The sequence below is a fragment of the Pauljensenia sp. UMB1177 genome, from assembly GCF_030217965.1.
Classification (GTDB): Bacteria; Actinomycetota; Actinomycetes; order Actinomycetales; family Actinomycetaceae; genus Pauljensenia; species Pauljensenia turicensis_A.
In genome coordinates, this window is the sequence record NZ_JASOOV010000003.1 from 102,771 (window position 1) to 120,431 (window position 17,661).

The following is a 17,661-nucleotide window of genomic DNA, read 5'->3' on the forward strand; positions in this document are numbered from 1 at the left end:
TCGTCCTTTGGTCGCTTCTTAGTCACCAAGGCGAGAGTAAAGAAGCTCCATAGCCTGTTGCGCAACCGCGCTCTCGGAGTGCTTCTTCGACGATGCGCTGGCAACAGCCAAAGGTTCTTCAACATTCGACGCGAAGACGGTCGCAGTGAAAGAACGGTTATGATCCGGGCCCGAACCTTCAACCTCATAGCGAATTTCACCAAGGTTATGCGCCTTCGCATATTCGACAAGCAAGGTTTTCCAGTCATGATGAGAGCCTCGTACCTCGGCCTGGCTCAAAAGGAACTCAAGATTGGCCAGCACAACGGCTCGCGTGTGCTCCATACCGTGCGTCAGATACGTCGCCCCGATCAGCGCCTCGAATGTGTCGGAAAGGATCGAATCCTTGTCACTGCCACCAGAAGCGGCCTCTCCCCTACCGAGGAAAATAAAATCCCCAAGCCCAATACGACGAGCAGCCTGCGCCAGCGGAGTTTGCGAAACCGTTGAAGCGCGCATCTGCGACAAAGACGACTCCGTGACATCCGGGTAGTCGTGGAACAAACGATCCGCGGTCGTTACTGACAGAACCGCGTCCCCTAAGAACTCGAGGCGTTCATTATTCGGCAACCCCCCGGCTTCGTTCGCATATGAACGGTGAGTCAGGGCAAGTAGCAGAAGTTCAGGATCGACACTCGATCCCCAACGTTCCATGAGCTGGTCGTAGTCCGTATTGGCGGGAACTGGGAGTTTCTTCTTATGCGACATACGTCCGTCTTCAACTTCTGTTCATACAATTGTGCGGTGAGGAGCCACCCTAGCGTGCTTGGGCACCGATAGTAGTCCTAGTTGTCTTTGGCCTGATCCAAAAGAGAAGCAAGAGAAGCCAAACGCGGATCCACCTGGAAGTGCTCATGATCTTCAGGGAGCTCATCCCACTTCTGCCCGCACACGTCACACAAGCCTCCACAATCAGGCCGACACAGTGGACGATCATCCACCAGCGTCACGATCGAATCGCGAATCATCGGCTCCAGATCGATCGTGTCACGCTGACCAATCAAGCGAACATCATCGGCTTCGTCATCCTCATCTGTAGCCACGGGAGCCGTTTCAAAGAAGACATCCGACGTATCAATGTCATGGTGAACACTGACCGGATCCAGACAGCGCACGCAGTCGCCCACTAGGTCAACACTGGTGGTCAAGCGAACCAATACGCCATCATCAACGCTGGTCAGATCAACCCCAAAATCTAAAGGAGTGCCCGGCTCAACCCCCATTGACGGAGTCCCCAAATCATCGGGCGCAACCCAATGCAGATCCTCGTGGCGGAAAGAACCAATCTGACGCGACAGTGTCACCAACGAGATGACAAGAGGAGAGTCACTCATTGTCGAGGTCAATGTCAGTCACGTCGATGCCCTGGCGCTCTGCGATGGCACGACGACCGGCCTCGGTGCGACGCTGCAGATCCGCCAACATACCCGACAGCTCAGCCAGCGACTTCGCAACATAGTCGTCAGCGCCCAGACGCAGTTCTTCTTCCTGCTGACGAGCCTGACCAACAATCTCGCGACCACGATCTTCGGCCATACGAGTAATGTTCTCGCTGGAAACCAGACGCTTCGCTTGCTCGTTAGCATCGACCAGGATCGCTTCAGCTTCAGAGCGAGCCTGATTCACGGAAGCCTCAGCTTCTTCGTTCGCACGAGCAACCGTGCGTTCAGCCTGTTCGTTCGCAGAATCAACGATGTGCTTCGCCTTTTCTTCGGCTTCGTCCAGAGTTGACTGAGCACGAGAATTAGCTTCAGCAATAGTCGTTTCGGCAGCGGTATCTGCGCGTCCTAAAACGGCATCGGCATCAGCAACAACAGCGTCGGCAGCAACCAAATCTTCCGGCAACGCTTCACGTGCTTGGTCAAGAAGATCCAGGATCTCCGCGCGGTTCAGCATGATCATTGCCGAAAGCGGAACAGCGCGGGCATCTTCGACGAGGGCCTCAATCTGATCGAGAGCAGCAATGACGGTCGACGGTCCGTAAACCGTGTTCTCATCCCACGTCTCGTTTTCGCTGGGTTCAGGCGTTACGGGATCCGACATTGTGTCCTCCAGATCGTTGAAGCGGTCTCAGTGACCTTTCTTTGCTCTATTTTGCGCTACGAACGGCTCAATTTCGTTCGGAACATACCGAGAAACGCTTAATCCCAGGTGGACAAGCTCACGAACCATCGATGAGGACACCAGCGAAAGCTCTGGGAGGGAGGGAATAAACAGAGTTTCCACCCCTCCAAGGTCACGATTCACCGCGGCCTGGGCAAGCTCGGCATCAACATCGCTTTGGCTACGAACGCCCTTAACAATGAAAGAAACATCGTTCGACTTCGCGCAGTCGATCAGCGTCCCTTCCATTTTCACGGTGCGCACGTTCCCCAGTTGAGCCACGACAGCGTTCACCATGTCGACACGCTTGTCCTGATCGAACATGTATTTCTTCTGAGGGTTTACGCCCACAGCAACAACCAGTTCGTCGGCGAAGGAGGCAGCGCGGGTGATGATATCGGCGTGGCCGATGGTGATGGGATCAAATGATCCCGCAAAAAGAACTCGCATTGTCGTCCTGTTCTAGTAGCTCGAGGATATTGAAGTCGATAGTATCCCCCAAGCGTTGCTCGGTGGGATTACCGATGATGCTCAATGAATTGATCCGAGATCTCAGTCGCTCTCTTCTTCGGCTTTCACGGGCGGACCGGCAAACCATGCGACAGTCTCACCCCACGTCCGCTGATCTTCCTTCACAAGGAAATCCGGCCACAAAGGCTCCGGTGACCTGCTGGAACGCTCAACAACGACAAGCGCATCCGGGGTGATCCACGGTCCAAGAAGTGAGAGCACCTCCGCCACATCTTCTTCGCTCACGTCATAGGGAGGATCAAGCAACACAAGATCAAACTCTCCACTGAGCGTCTCAAAATCACGCGCCCTCAAGAAAGTGGCCGCCGAGGCGGTATGAACCCGCGCTTTCAGACCGGTTGCGCGGATGTTTTGAGCAATGATTCGCGCTGTCGGTGCCGATTTTTCAACCAAGTCCACGCGCGAGGCACCTCGTGACGCGGCTTCTAACCCCAATGCTCCCGAACCGGCATAGAGGTCAAGAACCAGACAGTTTTCAACCACGTTCATATGTTCCAGGCGAGAAAACAGCGCCTCGCGGACGCGTTCCGATGTTGGACGCGTCCCCTTCGCGGGAACTTTCAGCACGCGACCTTTGGCTGAGCCTGCAACGATTCGAGTCATGACCCATAGTCTAACGGGCGAAGCACAATGCCCAGATTGCAGGGATCACCACGGTAGTCCCCTTTAGCTCATCGAAATCCAAGCAAGAGAATCAGCCGACAAGCGCCTCAAAGCACATGCTAACTCCGGATGATTCATCAGCTTCGGATCCTCTTCGATAATCCGCAACGCATCGCTGCGAGCGTGGGAAATAATCCGTTCGTCACGTCGAACAGAAAGGAAACGCAGGTGCGAACTGCGACCGGACTGCCCAGCTCCCAACACATCTCCCTCACGACGGAGCTGAACATCTTTTTCTGCGAGCTCAAAACCGTCCGTCGTTGATGCAAATGCTTCAAGACGCGCCATCGAGTCCGGATTCAAATCGCTACGATGAACCGCCATCGTCACAGATGGCGTCGACGAACGGCCGACGCGGCCTCGTAACTGATGCAACTGCGCCAAGCCGAACTGCTGGGCGTCAACGATCACCATCATCGTCGCACTCTTGACGTCCACGCCCACTTCGATGACGGTCGTAGAAACCAAAATCGGCGATTCTCCGGATGCGAAACGCTCCATGATCTGGGTTTTTTCCGCCGTCGGAGTGCGGCCCGTCAACGTTTCAATCCGGTGCGCTCCAAGAGCGGGAAGACGGCGCAGGGTTTGACTGACCTTTTCGACCGACGCAAGCGGGGGGCGATTCGCTCCCTCTCCTTCAACGTCGGTGACCTCATCCGTTTCGTCGATACGCGGACAGACAACGTAGACACGCCCACCGCGCTCAATCTCTTCGTGCGCTCGAGCCCACAAGCGCTCCATCCACACCGAATTCGCGCTATCAACAAGGAACGTCTGCACCGGCGTACGACCGGCAGGCATCCCCGCCATGCGCGTCTCTTCCAGATCACCGAACACCGTCATCGCGACCGTACGAGGAATCGGAGTCGCCGTCATCACCAGCTGGTGCGCGCTACGCCCCCCGTCGCTGGTGCGCAATGTGTCGCGCTGTTCAACGCCGAAACGATGCTGTTCATCCACAATGACAACGCCGAGGTCTTTGAAAACAACACTGTCAGAGAACAAAGCGTGAGTCCCCACCACGATCAGCGGCTCCCCCGATTCAATGAGCGCGCTTATTTCGCGACGCGCGCCAGGCGGTGTCGAACCGGTCAGCAGACGAATATCAACTGGTTTCCCATCGGCCATGACACCCTGTACTAACGCGCGCATCGACTCAAGATGCTGGCCGGCCAACACTTCAGTCGGCGCCACCAGCGCACCCTGGTGTCCAGCGTCAACCGCCGCAATCAATGCCGCGAGCGCAACAACGGTCTTCCCTGAACCCACATCTCCTTGAAGGAGTCGTTGCATGGGGGCGGCCTGGCCCATGTCGGCGTCGATTTCTTTGAGCGCGCGTGATTGGGCGTCGGTCAGAGTGAAGGGAAGCGATGCAATGAATTCACTGACTGCGTGCGATGAAGTGAGCGGACACGCAGGCGCAGTTAAAGAGCGTTCCCCGTAGCGTCGTCCGGCCAGGATGCACTGAAGGGTGAAAGCTTCCTCGAACGCGAATGTGGTTTTCGCCTGTTTGTAGTCGTCGTCGGTAGATGGCTGGTGGAGCATCCTCAAAGCCGTGGCACGATTGGGCAATTTTCGTTGTTCTCGGATGTCGGCCGGGATCACGTCGTCGATCGATTCATCGTCCAAAGAATCGAGAATCATGGTGATACTACGTGCCATGATCCAGCTGGTGATCCCCCCGCTTGTCGGGTAGATCGGGATGGGCCGTTGGGAGCGTTCTTCTGCTGAGTCGCTGGCGTCATCCATTCCTTCGAAGCTGGGATGTACCAGTGAAAGGGTACCGCGGTAGGATCCGACTTTTCCGGCGAAAAGAAACGAGGCTCCGGGTTTCAAGAGGCGCTGATGGACGGCGAGTTTGTATTCATTGTGCGCGAAGAAGGTCGCGTTCATCGTAGTGATGCCGTCGGTCAGTTGTACTTCGAGGCGAACGCCCTGACGGCTTCGGTTTGCAACGAGGTGTGCTCGTGCAACTTGAGCGAGGATCGTGACATCTTCGCCTTCGTGCAACATCGACATCGGGGTCAGTGCGCCCCAGTGGTAGTAGCGACGAGGCGCACAAAGAAGCAGGTCTTCAACGGTTTCAAACCCTGCTTTTGCGAGTTTGCGCGCGGTTGACGCAGGGAGGCGAAGAGAAAGTGGGGTATCGAGTTCGCTCATGCCCACATGCCCGCTATGAGGCTTCGACCCGCTTGTCCCCCATCGATCACATCAATGTCATCGAGGAGACAGTCAGCGTGCATCACCAGTTGCCGGAGAAGTCCAACCAAATCCGGACCGTCGTGTGCGGACAGGAGCAGGCGGAACTGCGTGGGGTTCCTGCGTGCGATGTCGGCGACCACCTGCGAAATAGCAAGGTCATCGTCTGAGTCGAGCGAATAGGTCACCTGGTTTTCAAGCGCTTGCGTCGCCCCTTGGGTGAGCAGACGTTCCATTGTTGGCCCCACTTTGTGCCCGCCGGGTTGCGGAACGAAGTAGCCGGCGCATGTTTGCGCGACGTAGAACGCTGACAGTTCGTCGTTCGACTGCGCCGCCACAATGATGGCGTCGGTTGACGAGGTGGCGCCTGCAGGCTCGGGGTCAAACGGAGATTGGGGCGCGTTCAGACGAGAGGCAAGCATAGTGCCAAGTGTTGAAGACTCATCGTCACACGGCACGAACAGACTGACGCCCGTCGATGAGGACGTGGCAATTTCCATGATTCCCGCCGCGTCTTCGGCGCTGGGATTGTAGAGAACGATTGCACCTGTTCTGGCGGCATCTTCAATCAATCCGGGAGCTCGGGTGCATACAAGGACTCGGGCGCGTTCGACTCGTCGCATGGGGTGCCGTTCGAGAAGGCGAACACCGCGGTGGGTAATGCCTTCTTCGGCGAGCTCGTCGACGCCGAGCATCTCATCTGGACGCGCGTCAGCGACTTGGAATCTGATAAGGCGTCCAGTCTTGGGGCGTACTGAAAGAGGGGCGGACGTATCGATGTGTAGGCGCCACATTCCTACGCCGAATGGATCAAGCGTTCCAACGCAGGAAAGGCGTGCTCCCATGAGTTCAATGGAAGTGAAAAAGTGGTCTGCGTCTGTTGCAGTCGCTTGCCAGACGATATCGACACTGAATGCGCGGTTCGGGGCGGGAATGTTCTGACTGGGGATATCACCGTTGTTTTCCGCTAATTCGCTGAGCATATGAGCTAGCGACTCGAGTACTGATGTTTGTCCTGAAACAACCGAGTCAAAGCAGGCGAAGAGAATGGTCAGGACGGATGCGCCTGCGTCGATACGCCCTGTTCTCTCATTTGTGGCGCCAATCAGGCCTTCTTGAGCTGCGAGTGAGTACCACGAGACCAGGTATTCGTTTGTTTCAATCGTGTCGCCCAAATCAGTGGCGGCGGTTCTGGCTGTATCCAAGACCGTCACGATCGCATTCGACAGGTGGGTTCGACACAAAACGTCAGTGACATGGGAATCGGATTGGATCGCATGTGGTGTACACAGCATGCGACGAAGCTGAATCGGCGTGATCTGACCTGGACCATTGAGGGCTTGTGACCATGCGGAAAGAACAGCAGTAATGATGACACCAATATGCCCTTGGGCAAGGATGATGCCAGCGTCAACAGCGGCTTCAAGCCCGGAAGCAAACGACGAGACCGGATCTAGACGTTCGACGGCGCTTGCCATGGAGGCCAGCGTATGTGCAGCGTTCGTGCCGGTATCGCAGTCTGAGCCGTCCCACCCGTCGAGGTCATTCAGGAACTGAGCAAGCGTGGCAGATTCATGTGCTGCCACCCGCAACAGGGAGGCGACAGTCCCAGCATTCAGTTCCACTCTTGCTCCATCCGTTTAGCTTTGCGTTCATTATCGTTCAGGGATCAGCGTTCGGCGTGCCAGACACATCTAAGCCCGACAATCGTTGCATTTTTATCGCTTCGTACTCCACGGCTCACACTAGTTTTTGAACGCCTAGCTCCCCCAGTTATACGAGGCGACACTCCCCTTCCCACAGAGCCCACAATGTCGCCTCAGACGACCGGAACTGCAGGCAGGACCGTGTCATGGACAAGGAATGCACGGACGGATACCCAGACCGCACAGCTCGCCACCTACTGAGCCGTCGCTTGCATCACCTTCGTCATCACCGTCGTAGAAACCACACTGCAACACTAGGATGCTGTACACCCCGCTCTAGCCTTCAAGCCGCTACGCGGCCCTGCGCGAGCCGCACACAATCCGCGCTCTATCAACGAATGTGGGCTACCTGACAGCCCACAAAGGGCGCAAAACTTGGAGTTGAAGGCGTTAATCCGTTAATCTTTCATAGTTGCCTGCGGTGGACTACACCGCTCAATACTGTCCTGTGAAAACGGGAATAACCTATTTTGACAACCGAGGAGATCATCGTGGCTGCCGTTTGTGACGTGTGCGGTAAGGGACCCGGCTTCGGCAAGAGCGTGTCACACTCTCACGTTCGCACCAACCGCCGCTGGAATCCGAACATTCAGCGCGTTCGCGCCCTTGTTGAGGGCACCCCGAAGCGCCTGAACGTGTGCACCAAGTGCCTGAAATCCGACAAGGTTCAGCGCGCTATCTGATAGCCGCACACCTGTTGGATGACCTTTAAAAGGTCACCACACTTTATGAGTCTGGCTCGCAAGGATGCCCTTGCGAGCCAGACTTTTTCACCTCGAGCGCCTCTTACTCATTCTTGAAGTGATCCCACTTCCCACGCAAGGGGCGGCCGTTCAGGAACATATTCGCGTTTTCCCCTTCACCGACCTCGCGGACGTGTCCCACAATGCGGAATCCTTCGGGAATGGTCGCATCTGGCCCAAAGGCAGCGATCATGCCGTGGTCTTCACCGCCGAAGACGACCCATTCCACCGGGTTCACACCGCAGATCTCGGCGAGCTGACGCAACGGATCTGCTTCGCGTTCCAACGCAGTCGGGTCGAGGTCAATGATCACACCAGACGCTTTCGCCATACGTGTGCCATCCATAGCAATGCCATCAGATAGGTCCATCATTGCGTGGGCACCGGCGCGCGCAGCAGCTGGCCCGGTCTCCAACGGTGGCTCGGGAGCGCGATACATGTTGAGGGCTTCAGCCATAATCCCCATTGACTCGTCGTCACGAATTGCAGGGTCAATGTGCTCGCCCAGCAACAGATCCAAGCCGGCGTGCGAGAAGCCAACTCGACCACTCACCGCGATCACATCACCAGGTTTCGCTCCCGAACGCACCACGGGATCGCCTTCGCACCAGCCCATGACGGTCATCGACAGCACCATCTTTTCTCCCGCCGACATATCACCGCCGACGACGCCGGCACCGACTTCGCGAGCACGATCGCCGATACCTCGAACCACGTCGATCAGCCATTCGACTTCGGTGTCAGGAGTGAGCACAACAGAGATAACGATCGATGACGTGTACCCACCCATACCGGCAATATCTGCAAGATTCTGCGCGGTAATGCGAGCACCAATCTGGTAAGCGTCGGACCAATACCTGTGGAAGTGCTGGTCTTCGACGATGACATCCGTCGATACGACGAACGATCCTTCAGGGGTTGCAATCTGTGCACAGTCGTCGCCGATTCCGATCATGGTGCGTTCACCAACGGGAAGAACTTCCTGATAGCGACGAATGAGTTCAGATTCCGAGCATTCACTTACCAACGTCATGGTTCAAGCCTAGTTGGTTCGTGGCGACAAAAGGACAGCTGGCGCCTGATTCACTCATTGACTCACGAGGCCGCGCACACTATTTCAGCGCTTCATTGGACAAGCGCGCGCATTGAGAAGCAAAAAGACACATTGAGGCTGCAGAGGCCACGTTCAGGGACTCGGCCTGACCGGTCATGTCGATGCGGACAAGAGTGTCACACGCATCGAGTTCAGCCTGGCTCATGCCCTTCGCTTCATTGCCGAAGACCCACGCATGAGATGAGGCAAGAGGACCCGCTCCCCCAGCGATTGCCTGAGTCATCAGCTGCCCAAGGTCTTCGGTGCCCACTCCGCCGCTGGTTCCCAGCAGGCGCGCACCGCGCGTTTTGAGCAACCGGGCGGCCTCGTCGAACGACGGAACACCAATGAGCGGAAGGTGGAAGACACTGCCTGCGGAGGAACGGATGACCTTCGGGCTGGCAACATTGACGGTGCCCGCAACGACGATGACACCGGCGCATCCCATCGCATCAGCGGTGCGGATGATGGTACCAACGTTGCCCGGATCGCGCCCCTGGGCGAGCACAACATATGTCTGCCGAGGCGCAGTATCGCGCAACGTGGACACCACTGCGTCACGTGTTGCAACGGCAATAATGCCCTGAGCATCAGAGCTCATCGCAGAAGCGACCTCATCGGTCATCATATGGCACCAGCGGGTCACGGAAGAAGCCAGGGCGTGCACGTCAGGATGCAGACTCGCTGCACCGTCAGTGAAGTACACATCGCGAACATGCTGGCCACTAAAAGCCAGAAGTTCGCGGACTGCTTGTGGCCCTTCAACAAGCAGAAGATTCGTCTTACGACGTGCCGAGCGCCCGGCCAACGCTGCCACTTTCTTCACGCGTTCAGCGTGAGGATTGGCGAGCATGGACGGGCGCTCGGACTGAAAAGTCACCGTATGTCAGGCCTTGGGGGCGTTGACGTCTGCCGGCAGAGCATCCTTGGCAACCTGCACCAGCGCGTTGAACGCGTTGATGTCGTTGACGGCGAGCTCGGCGAGCATGCGACGGTCGACCTCAACACCAGCAAGGCCGAGGCCCTGGATGAAACGGTTGTAGGTCATGCCCTGCGCGCGCGAGGCAGCGTTGATGCGCTGGATCCAGAGGCGACGGAAGTCACCCTTGCGGGCCTTGCGGTCGCGGTAGGAGTAGACGAAGGAGTGAGTGACCTGCTCCTTGGCCTTGCGGTACATGCGGGAACGCTGACCACGATAGCCGGACGCCTGCTCGAGGACTGTACGACGCTTCTTCTTGGCGTTAACAGAACGCTTGACACGTGCCATGTTTCAAATCTCCTTTTGCGAAGCTCACTTGCCAAGGAGACGACGGACGCGCTTAACGTCTGCGTTCTCAAGGACCTGGTCAGTGGCGAGGCGGCGGGTCTTACGGCTGGACTTGTGCTCCAGCAGGTGGCGTGCACCGGCCTGCTCGCGCATGATCTTGCCCGAGCCGGTCACGCGGAAGCGCTTCTTCGCACCGGAGTGCGTCTTGTTCTTCGGCATTTGCTATTCCTTCTTTGTTCCATCAACGCTTACGCGTCAATGTCAGTTCTTGTCCGTGGTGTCCGCTTTTGCGGAACGTGCCTGGTCCTTGATTGCGCGTTCCTGACGCTTACCGCGTCGTTCCTTACGCTCTGCTTCACGACGCTTGCGCTGTTCGTTCAAAGCATCAGACTTACGTTTTGTAGGCGCGAGAACCATGGTCATATTGCGACCATCCTGGCGAGGCATGGACTCGACTGTTGCGAGCTCACCAACCTCTTCAGCCAAACGCTGAAGCAGGCGAACGCCAGCTTCAGGACGGGACTGCTCACGTCCGCGGAACATGATCATGACCTTGACCTTGTCGCCTTGGGAAAGGAAACGCTCAACGTGTCCCTTCTTAACGCCAAAATCATGGTCGTCAATCTTCAAGCGGAAGCGGATCTCTTTCAGCTGGGTGTTCGCCTGATTACGGCGAGCATCGCGAGCCTTCTGGGCGGCTTCGTACTTAAACTTGCCGTAATCCATGAGCTTGGCAACCGGCGGCTTAGCGTCGGGGGCAACCTCTACCAGGTCAAGGCCGGCCTCTTCGGCCAGGCGCAGGGCGTCTTCAACACAAACGACGCCGACCTGTTCCCCTCCGGGTCCCACGAGGCGAACCTCAGGAACTCGGATGCGCTCGTTAATGCGAGTCTCGCTGATGAGTGGCTCCTTCCACGGTACTTCGTGAAGAGCAACGAAAATGGCCTCCGTTACACTTCATGCGCACGGAGGCCAGCCCATTTGGCAGACGCCGAAACGTCTACCGAAGAACCCGATCCCCTTTCACGTCACGCCAATTGCGTGGACCTTGGCAAGCCAAGGCGGGCATCCAGGTGGGAGGAAACTCCGCTTGCATTCCAGGCATTCGCCCAGACGGTTGCTTCAACTTTAACATCTGCGCTGATAGCGCACCAATTTCAGTGACTTCGGCGCAGATGGGATCGCTCACACACGTGGACTATGCGACGTGCAGGCTATGCGACGCTCACCCAACGTGGAACGATCTCAATCCTGTCGGCTGATACCTGAAGACGTTTTGAATCTCCGATAGCAGACACCGCTTCCATCAGCGACTTTTTAAGCCCACGCTGATCAGCATTGGCGTTGACGAACAGGGTGACAGTCACGTTTCCGACTGCCCCGCAGGTCAGCTGCACGTCAACGATCGGCGAGGTTCCGTTATGGCTTACCTGCGCGAGCATCTTCAACTCTTCGGCGAGTTCTTGGTCTTTCCAGGCTGGCAACCACGTGTCTCCCTGCGCAAGTGCCGCGACAAGGGGACGTGGTATCACAACGTTGGACCCGGCAGGATCCATGACAACTCGGCCTCCGGTTTCCACCAGCGCAGCAAGGGCAACGCTCCGGAATGCGAGAGCGGTAGGTCTGGCGAAAGCATCGAAAGCCCGAAGTTGATCGGCCGAAGAGAATACGGCAATCGCCTTGCCTGCCAGGCAGTCAACACGAACAAAGTCCGTCGGCGCCTGTCCGTCGCCGTCAATTCCTGCGTGGTGTCCGGTGACACGAGGATCCTCTTCAACAGCAATCGGGACAATCACGCGATCGTGAGCCAAAGCATCGGCGAGGGCTTCCAATCTGGCTGCGCCATTATCACTATCCGCTTCAAGAGCCAGCGCACGCCTCGTCGCTTCGAGAATCTGACCCGAGTCACCACGATCGCGATTCGACATCTTCAACCGAGCAGCAAGCCGGCTCTTCTGCGCATCATCGAGAGCTGGGATTGGGTGAGAATCCGTGGTTTCACTCATCGTTTAAAGCCCCCGCGCAACTTTCAGGGCTTCTTCAATCGTGAACGCGCCGGCGTAGAGGGCTTTGCCGACAATTGCACCTTCGACGCCAACGCCAACGAGACCTCGCAGGGTGGCAATATCGTCCAGCGTTGACACGCCACCGGATGCCACAACGGCGGCGTCGGTTGCGTCGCAGACGCGGGCAAGCAGATCAACGTTCGGTCCCGACAGCATGCCGTCGCGCGTCACGTCAGTGACCACGTAGCGCACGCAACCAGCCTTGTTCAGGCGTTCGATTGTCTCCCAAAGATTGCCTCCATCGCGGGTCCATCCGCGGGCAGACAAGGTATCTCCACGCACGTCCAAGCCGATGCCAATCTGATCGCCATATTCTTTAATGACTCGTTCAGTCCACTCTGGATTTTCCAAAGCTGCAGTACCAAGGTTCACGCGACGGGCACCGGCTCCCAAAGCGCGCTTGAGCGACTCATCATCGCGAATGCCACCGGACAGTTCGACATTCATATCCACGTTCGCGGTGATCTCAGCAAGTAGCGCAGCGTTCGACCCACGTCCAAATGCGGCATCCAGATCGACGAGGTGCAGCCACGTTGCCCCAGCATCCGCGAAAGAGCGCGCAGCGTCCATCGGATGGCCGTAGTGTGTTTCCGTACCAGCTTCACCCTGGGTCAGGCGAACGGCTTGTCCGTCGACAACGTCAACGGCGGGAAGAAGAATCAGGTCGTTCATGGAAATCCTTTAATCGTTTATTGCGTGAAGTTACTTCAGTGTGTCGAGCCAGTTTGCCAGTAGCGTCATACCGGCATCTCCTGACTTTTCCGGGTGGAACTGGGTTGCACTCAATGGGCCGTTTTCTACGGCTGCAACGAAGCGGGAATTTCCGTGCCGTGCCCAGGACGTCAACGGTGGGGTGGTCACTCCCCCAGCAAACGCCGCGGTCGGATCGTCATGGACACCGTAGGAGTGAACGAAATAGAAGCGCTGGTCTTCGACTCCCGCGAAAAGCTCCGAACCGGTAGCCGCTTCAATCGGTGACCAGCCCATGTGCGGAACCACTTCAGCGTCCAAACGCTTCACCACGCCCGGCCACTGGCCAAGGCCCTCGCCTTCGCCCTTCTCTTCGGACGAAGAGAACATGATCTGCAGGCCAACGCAGATACCCATCACCGGGCGCCCACCAGCAAGACGCATGTCAATAATGTTTTCGCCGTCAGCTACGCGCAGCTGGCGCATCACCGCATGGAACGCGCCTACGCCAGGCACCAGCAAGCCATCAGCATTCAATGCTGCTTCACGGTCTGCAGTCAGTTCAACATCGGCGCCCACATGTTCCAAAGCTCGGCACGCAGAGCGTACATTGCCCGAACCATAGTCAAAAACAACTACGTGCGTCATCGTCTACTTCTTCCACAATCCGCCAAAGAAACCGCCCGGACGCTTACGGCTCGTCCCATCCGCAGACACGGAGTCCTCGTAGTCTTCGGGGGTCGAACGTCCAAGCAGTAGATCCTCGGTTGCCTGTGGCATTGCACCAAGTAAAACACCCGCAGGAATCGTTTCCTCCGGCTGTCCGTTCACATAACGCTGGGCTGTAATCCGACCAGAAACACCGGGTTCAACCCCATCGCCTTCAACCAGCCACGACATGACAGCAACCGCCCCATATTTGGACAGGCGTGAAACAACGCGGGCGGCCTCGTCGATGGGAGCGGGCATGGGACGCTGGCCGGAAAGCAACGCATCCAACTCTTCTTCGTCAGTCGGCTGAGTTTCCACGCGCTGCCAGATCGCCGTCCACGGCTTCAAACGGACGACGCTGAGCTTCAAACCAGACAGAGCCAAAAGAGAGTGAAGCGCGCCAGGCGATGGAATCGGGGCCAGAACCAAACCAACCGACAGCTTGCCACCGTCAAGATGGAGGGATTCATCAACCGGGACATCGTCAGGATCTTTCAACGCCTTGGTCGATGCGTCCCTGTTGTCTGTCTCGCTCGTCGTATCTGCGCCAGCGGGCTTTTCTCCCAGATTGTGTGCCGCCAGTACATCGTCGGTATACGCTTCGCCATCAAGCGTTTCCTTGCCTAAATCTTCGCCGTCAAGGGACGCGACAAGATCCGCGAACTCGGCATCGAAGTCGTCATCACGACGCGACATAACTCTCCTCTGCTACCTACGCTCGACTCGGCTTAGAGCGCACCCTTGGTCGATGGAATTCCGTCGACGCGAGGATCCGGCTCAACGCCAGCACGAAGCGCTCGTGCCAACGCCTTGAACTGGGCCTCGACGATGTGGTGCGGGTCGCGACCAGCAAGCACGTTCATGTGCAGGCAAATTCCGGAATTGAAGGTCAGGGATTCGAAGACGTGACGCGTCATTGAACCGGTGTAGTGACCACCAATCAGGTGGTATTCCTGACCGGCAGGTTCACCCGCATGCACAATGTAGGGACGTCCCGCGACGTCAACAACCGCGTGAGCCAGCGCCTCGTCGAGCGGAACAGTCGCATCGCCGAAACGACGAATACCGCGCTTGTCCCCTAGCGCTTCCTTCAGCGCAAGACCCAGGCAGATCGCCGTATCTTCAACCGTGTGGTGCACGTCGATATCAGTATCACCCGTCGCCTTCACCGTCAGGTCAATCAGCGAGTGCTTCGACAGTGCAGTCAACATGTGGTCGTAGAAAGGCACGGACGTGGAAATGTCATTCTTGCCTGTTCCATCCAAGTTCAGCTCGAGGTGGATCGAGGACTCAGACGTCACGCGGTCAATGACGGCGGTACGCGGAGTAGCAAAGGTGTTCGTCATTTCGTGATCTCCTCAAGTGCTGCTTTGAAGCTGGCGGTTTCTTCAGGTGTTCCAATACTGACACGAAGCCAGCCCTCAGGCCCGACAACTCGGATCAGAATTCCGCGATCAAGCAGAGCCTGAAAGATGGCTTCGCGGTCATCGAAGCGTCCGAAGAGGACAAAGTTGGCATCCGAATCGACAGCGTCGAAGCCTTTGTCTTTCAGCCACGTGACCAGCTGGTCGCGTTCGGCGCGCAACGAGGCCACCTGTGCCATCAGTTCATCCGTGTGGCGCAGAGCAGCAAGCGCCGTTGCCTGCGTAAGAGTTGAGAGGTGGTACGGCAGGCGAACCAACATGATCGCGTCGATGATTTCTTGGCAGGCGCTCATATAGCCGAGGCGCAGGCCCGCCATGCCGAAGGCCTTCGACATTGTGCGACTGACGATGAGGTGCTCATTCGCGTCCAAGAGTTCAAGAGATGACGGTGTGCCGGTTCTGCGGAATTCACCGTAGGCCTCGTCAATAACGACGATCGACGCAGACGTCTGGCCATCAATCTCTGGGCCACTTTCGCGCGCGATGTCCAGGATCCACTCAATGTCCTCGAACGGCAACGCTGTGCCCGTCGGATTATTCGGGCTGGCCAGCAGAACAGCAGAAGGACGCTGCGCTTTCAGTGTTTCTTCAACGATCGCGCGGTTCAATGTAAAGTCATCATCGCGACGCCCCTGCACCCACGCGGTATTCGTGTCGCGCGCGTACTCGTGGTACATCGAGTACGTCGGAGCAAAGCTGACGGCCGTCCGGCCAGGGCCACCGAATGCTGCCAGAATCTGCACCATCACTTCATTTGAGCCGTTCGCTGCCCACATCAGTTCCGGACGACGACGAACACCGGATTCTTTTTCTAGGTAGTCCGCGAGCGCGCAACGTAGTTCCATGAAGTCGCGATCCGGGTAACGGTTGAGACCCGCAGCCGCCTTGGCAACGGACTCAGCGATATCGGCAATCACGTTTTCGGAGGGCGAATACGGGTTCTCGTTGACGTTCAGGCACACCGGAACGTTGAGCTGCGGAGCACCGTAGGGCGAGAGTCCTTTAAGATCGGATCGAATCGGAAGAATCGTCATGGTGTCACTCTCCGTCTTTAGCAGCTGTGCGGCGGATCAGGGCGGCTTGACCGTGTGCCGGCAGGTTTTCCGCGATCGCAAGCGTGTTCAGCTTGTCGCTCAACTGATCCAGTGCTTCGGCCGTGTATTCCACGACCTGCTGGGAACGCAGGTATTGCATGACATTCAATCCCGATGCGAAGCGCGCTGTGCCACCGGTGGGCAGCACATGATTCGAGCCGGCAATGTAGTCGCCGAGCGGAACCGGCGTGTACGACCCAACAAAGATGGCACCCGCGTTCTTCACCTTCAGAGCATCATCGCGGGAGTTCAGGGTCTGGACTTCCAGGTGCTCTGCGCCGTACGCGTTCACGACAGTCAGTCCGTCTTCCACATCATCGACGAGGACAATACCGGACTGTGGGCCTGACAGGGCGGTAAGAATACGCTCAGTGTGCGTTGTCGCCTGCGCCTGCACCTTGATTTCAGCTTCCACTTCGTCAGCCAGTTCCTCGCTGGAGGTCACGAGGACCGATGCTGCAGCCGGGTCATGTTCCGCCTGACTGATCAGGTCGGCGGCAACGAATGCCGGGTGAGCACTGGAATCGGCGAGGATTGCGATCTCGGTTGTTCCCGCTTCGGCGTCAATGCCGACGGTTCCCTGAACAAGGCGCTTGGCTGCGGCAACGAAAATGTTGCCCGGTCCGGTCACCACGTCGACGGGCTTCAAGACGTCATCACCATCGGTCACACCGTAGGCAAAGGATCCAATCGCCTGAGCTCCACCAATCGCCCAGACCTCATCAACGCCCAGTAACGCGCACGCCGCCAAAATTGTCGGGTGAGGAAGACCGCCGAACTCTGACTGAGGAGGAGACGCCAACGCAATAGACTCCACGCCCGCAACCTGCGCACACGCCACGTTCATCGCGACGGACGACGGGTAGACGGCCAAGCCACCGGGAACATACAGGCCCACACGTTCAACTGGAATCCAACGCTGGGACACGGTTCCGCCCGGAATAATCTGCACCTGAGCAGGCGCGGGCAACTGTTGAGTATGCCCCATACGGTTGTGCGCAATCGACATCTCAAGCGCCTCGCGAATCTTCGGGTCAAGATTCACCAAAGCATCAGCAATTGCCTGAGCCGGAACACGAAGCGAAGCCGGGCGAACACGGTCAAACTTTTCAGCCAAGTCGTACAGCGCGGGCGCGCCCTCTTCACGAACACGCTTCAAGATCGGAGCAACCTGATCTGCGGCCTTCGACGTATCCAGCGCAGCACGAGGCAACGCATGAGCAAGATCTGTCGTTTCAAGAACAGTTCCACGAAGATCCAGTCGTTGCATCAGAGTATCCATACCCCAAGCATAGGCGGGCACACACATTTGGTTCTTCGGCGCCCAACGCG

General features: G+C 57.4%; 20 protein-coding genes. 1 reads left to right on the forward strand and 19 read right to left on the reverse strand.

Annotation, left to right across the window (positions count from 1 at the left end):
• Positions 1 to 18: 18 nt before the first annotated feature.
• The 7 genes from rnc to QP442_RS05165 form a co-directional block, all read right to left on the reverse strand.
• Positions 19 to 747, reverse strand: coding sequence for a ribonuclease III (gene rnc, locus QP442_RS05135; protein WP_103633579.1), 729 nt, complete (start codon positions 745 to 747; stop codon positions 19 to 21).
• A gap of 77 nt (positions 748 to 824) precedes the next feature.
• Entirely contained in the window at positions 825 to 1,373 is a 549-nt protein-coding gene (locus QP442_RS05140) for a YceD family protein (RefSeq protein ID WP_103633578.1), read from the reverse strand.
• A complete protein-coding gene (locus tag QP442_RS05145; RefSeq protein ID WP_006681653.1) occupies positions 1,366 to 2,082 on the reverse strand; it encodes a hypothetical protein in 717 nt (238 codons plus the stop codon). Before QP442_RS05145 ends, QP442_RS05140 begins: the two co-directional genes overlap by 8 nt.
• Positions 2,083 to 2,109: 27 nt before the next feature.
• A complete protein-coding gene (gene coaD / locus QP442_RS05150; protein ID WP_103633577.1) occupies positions 2,110 to 2,592 on the reverse strand; it encodes a pantetheine-phosphate adenylyltransferase in 483 nt (160 codons plus the stop codon).
• Between the two features lie 102 nt (positions 2,593 to 2,694).
• Complete coding sequence (gene rsmD / locus QP442_RS05155; RefSeq protein WP_103633576.1) at positions 2,695 to 3,276, reverse strand: 16S rRNA (guanine(966)-N(2))-methyltransferase RsmD; 582 nt, start codon at positions 3,274 to 3,276, stop codon at positions 2,695 to 2,697.
• Between the two features lie 63 nt (positions 3,277 to 3,339).
• On the reverse strand, positions 3,340 to 5,496 hold the full coding sequence (locus tag QP442_RS05160) for an ATP-dependent DNA helicase RecG (protein ID WP_103633636.1): 2,157 nt from the start codon (positions 5,494 to 5,496) through the stop codon (positions 3,340 to 3,342).
• Positions 5,493 to 7,160: a DAK2 domain-containing protein gene (locus tag QP442_RS05165; RefSeq protein ID WP_285069682.1), complete on the reverse strand. Its 1,668-nt coding sequence runs from the start codon at positions 7,158 to 7,160 to the stop codon at positions 5,493 to 5,495. Before QP442_RS05165 ends, QP442_RS05160 begins: the two co-directional genes overlap by 4 nt.
• 572 nt (positions 7,161 to 7,732) lie before the next feature.
• Here QP442_RS05165 and rpmB point away from each other — a divergent pair.
• A complete protein-coding gene (rpmB, locus tag QP442_RS05170; RefSeq protein ID WP_006681658.1) occupies positions 7,733 to 7,924 on the forward strand; it encodes a 50S ribosomal protein L28 in 192 nt (63 codons plus the stop codon).
• A 103-nt stretch (positions 7,925 to 8,027) separates the two neighbouring features.
• Here the strand turns inward: rpmB and thiL are convergent, their stop codons facing one another.
• The 12 genes from thiL to hisD all read right to left on the reverse strand — a co-directional run bounded on the left by thiL (position 8,028) and on the right by hisD (position 17,611).
• Positions 8,028 to 9,017 (reverse strand): thiamine-phosphate kinase, encoded by a 990-nt coding sequence (gene thiL / locus QP442_RS05175; RefSeq protein ID WP_103633574.1) that lies wholly within the window; start codon positions 9,015 to 9,017, stop codon positions 8,028 to 8,030.
• A 79-nt stretch (positions 9,018 to 9,096) separates the two neighbouring features.
• Positions 9,097 to 9,930 (reverse strand): TrmH family RNA methyltransferase, encoded by an 834-nt coding sequence (locus QP442_RS05180; RefSeq protein WP_103633635.1) that lies wholly within the window; start codon positions 9,928 to 9,930, stop codon positions 9,097 to 9,099.
• Between the two features lie 33 nt (positions 9,931 to 9,963).
• Entirely contained in the window at positions 9,964 to 10,344 is a 381-nt protein-coding gene (gene rplT / locus QP442_RS05185) for a 50S ribosomal protein L20 (RefSeq protein ID WP_006681661.1), read from the reverse strand.
• A 24-nt stretch (positions 10,345 to 10,368) separates the two neighbouring features.
• Entirely contained in the window at positions 10,369 to 10,563 is a 195-nt protein-coding gene (gene rpmI, locus QP442_RS05190) for a 50S ribosomal protein L35 (protein WP_006681662.1), read from the reverse strand.
• Between the two features lie 42 nt (positions 10,564 to 10,605).
• Positions 10,606 to 11,193 (reverse strand): translation initiation factor IF-3, encoded by a 588-nt coding sequence (infC, locus tag QP442_RS05195; RefSeq protein ID WP_006681663.1) that lies wholly within the window; start codon positions 11,191 to 11,193, stop codon positions 10,606 to 10,608.
• Between the two features lie 365 nt (positions 11,194 to 11,558).
• Positions 11,559 to 12,350, reverse strand: a complete 792-nt coding sequence (locus tag QP442_RS05200) for an SseB family protein (protein WP_006681664.1) — start codon at positions 12,348 to 12,350, stop codon at positions 11,559 to 11,561.
• A 3-nt stretch (positions 12,351 to 12,353) separates the two neighbouring features.
• Positions 12,354 to 13,082, reverse strand: a complete 729-nt coding sequence (priA, locus tag QP442_RS05205) for a bifunctional 1-(5-phosphoribosyl)-5-((5-phosphoribosylamino)methylideneamino)imidazole-4-carboxamide isomerase/phosphoribosylanthranilate isomerase PriA (protein WP_103633573.1) — start codon at positions 13,080 to 13,082, stop codon at positions 12,354 to 12,356.
• Positions 13,083 to 13,112: 30 nt separating this feature from the next.
• Positions 13,113 to 13,748, reverse strand: coding sequence for an imidazole glycerol phosphate synthase subunit HisH (gene hisH, locus QP442_RS05210; protein ID WP_103633572.1), 636 nt, complete (start codon positions 13,746 to 13,748; stop codon positions 13,113 to 13,115).
• Positions 13,749 to 13,751: 3 nt separating this feature from the next.
• Complete coding sequence (locus tag QP442_RS05215) at positions 13,752 to 14,507, reverse strand: hypothetical protein (RefSeq protein WP_103633571.1); 756 nt, start codon at positions 14,505 to 14,507, stop codon at positions 13,752 to 13,754.
• 32 nt (positions 14,508 to 14,539) lie between these two features.
• Complete coding sequence (hisB, locus tag QP442_RS05220) at positions 14,540 to 15,157, reverse strand: imidazoleglycerol-phosphate dehydratase HisB (RefSeq protein ID WP_103633570.1); 618 nt, start codon at positions 15,155 to 15,157, stop codon at positions 14,540 to 14,542.
• A complete protein-coding gene (locus QP442_RS05225; protein WP_103633569.1) occupies positions 15,154 to 16,269 on the reverse strand; it encodes a histidinol-phosphate transaminase in 1,116 nt (371 codons plus the stop codon). The genes hisB and QP442_RS05225 overlap by 4 nt, the downstream gene beginning before the upstream one ends.
• Before the next feature lie 4 nt (positions 16,270 to 16,273).
• Positions 16,274 to 17,611, reverse strand: a complete 1,338-nt coding sequence (gene hisD / locus QP442_RS05230) for a histidinol dehydrogenase (RefSeq protein ID WP_181002186.1) — start codon at positions 17,609 to 17,611, stop codon at positions 16,274 to 16,276.
• Between the last annotated feature and the right edge of the window lie 50 nt (positions 17,612 to 17,661).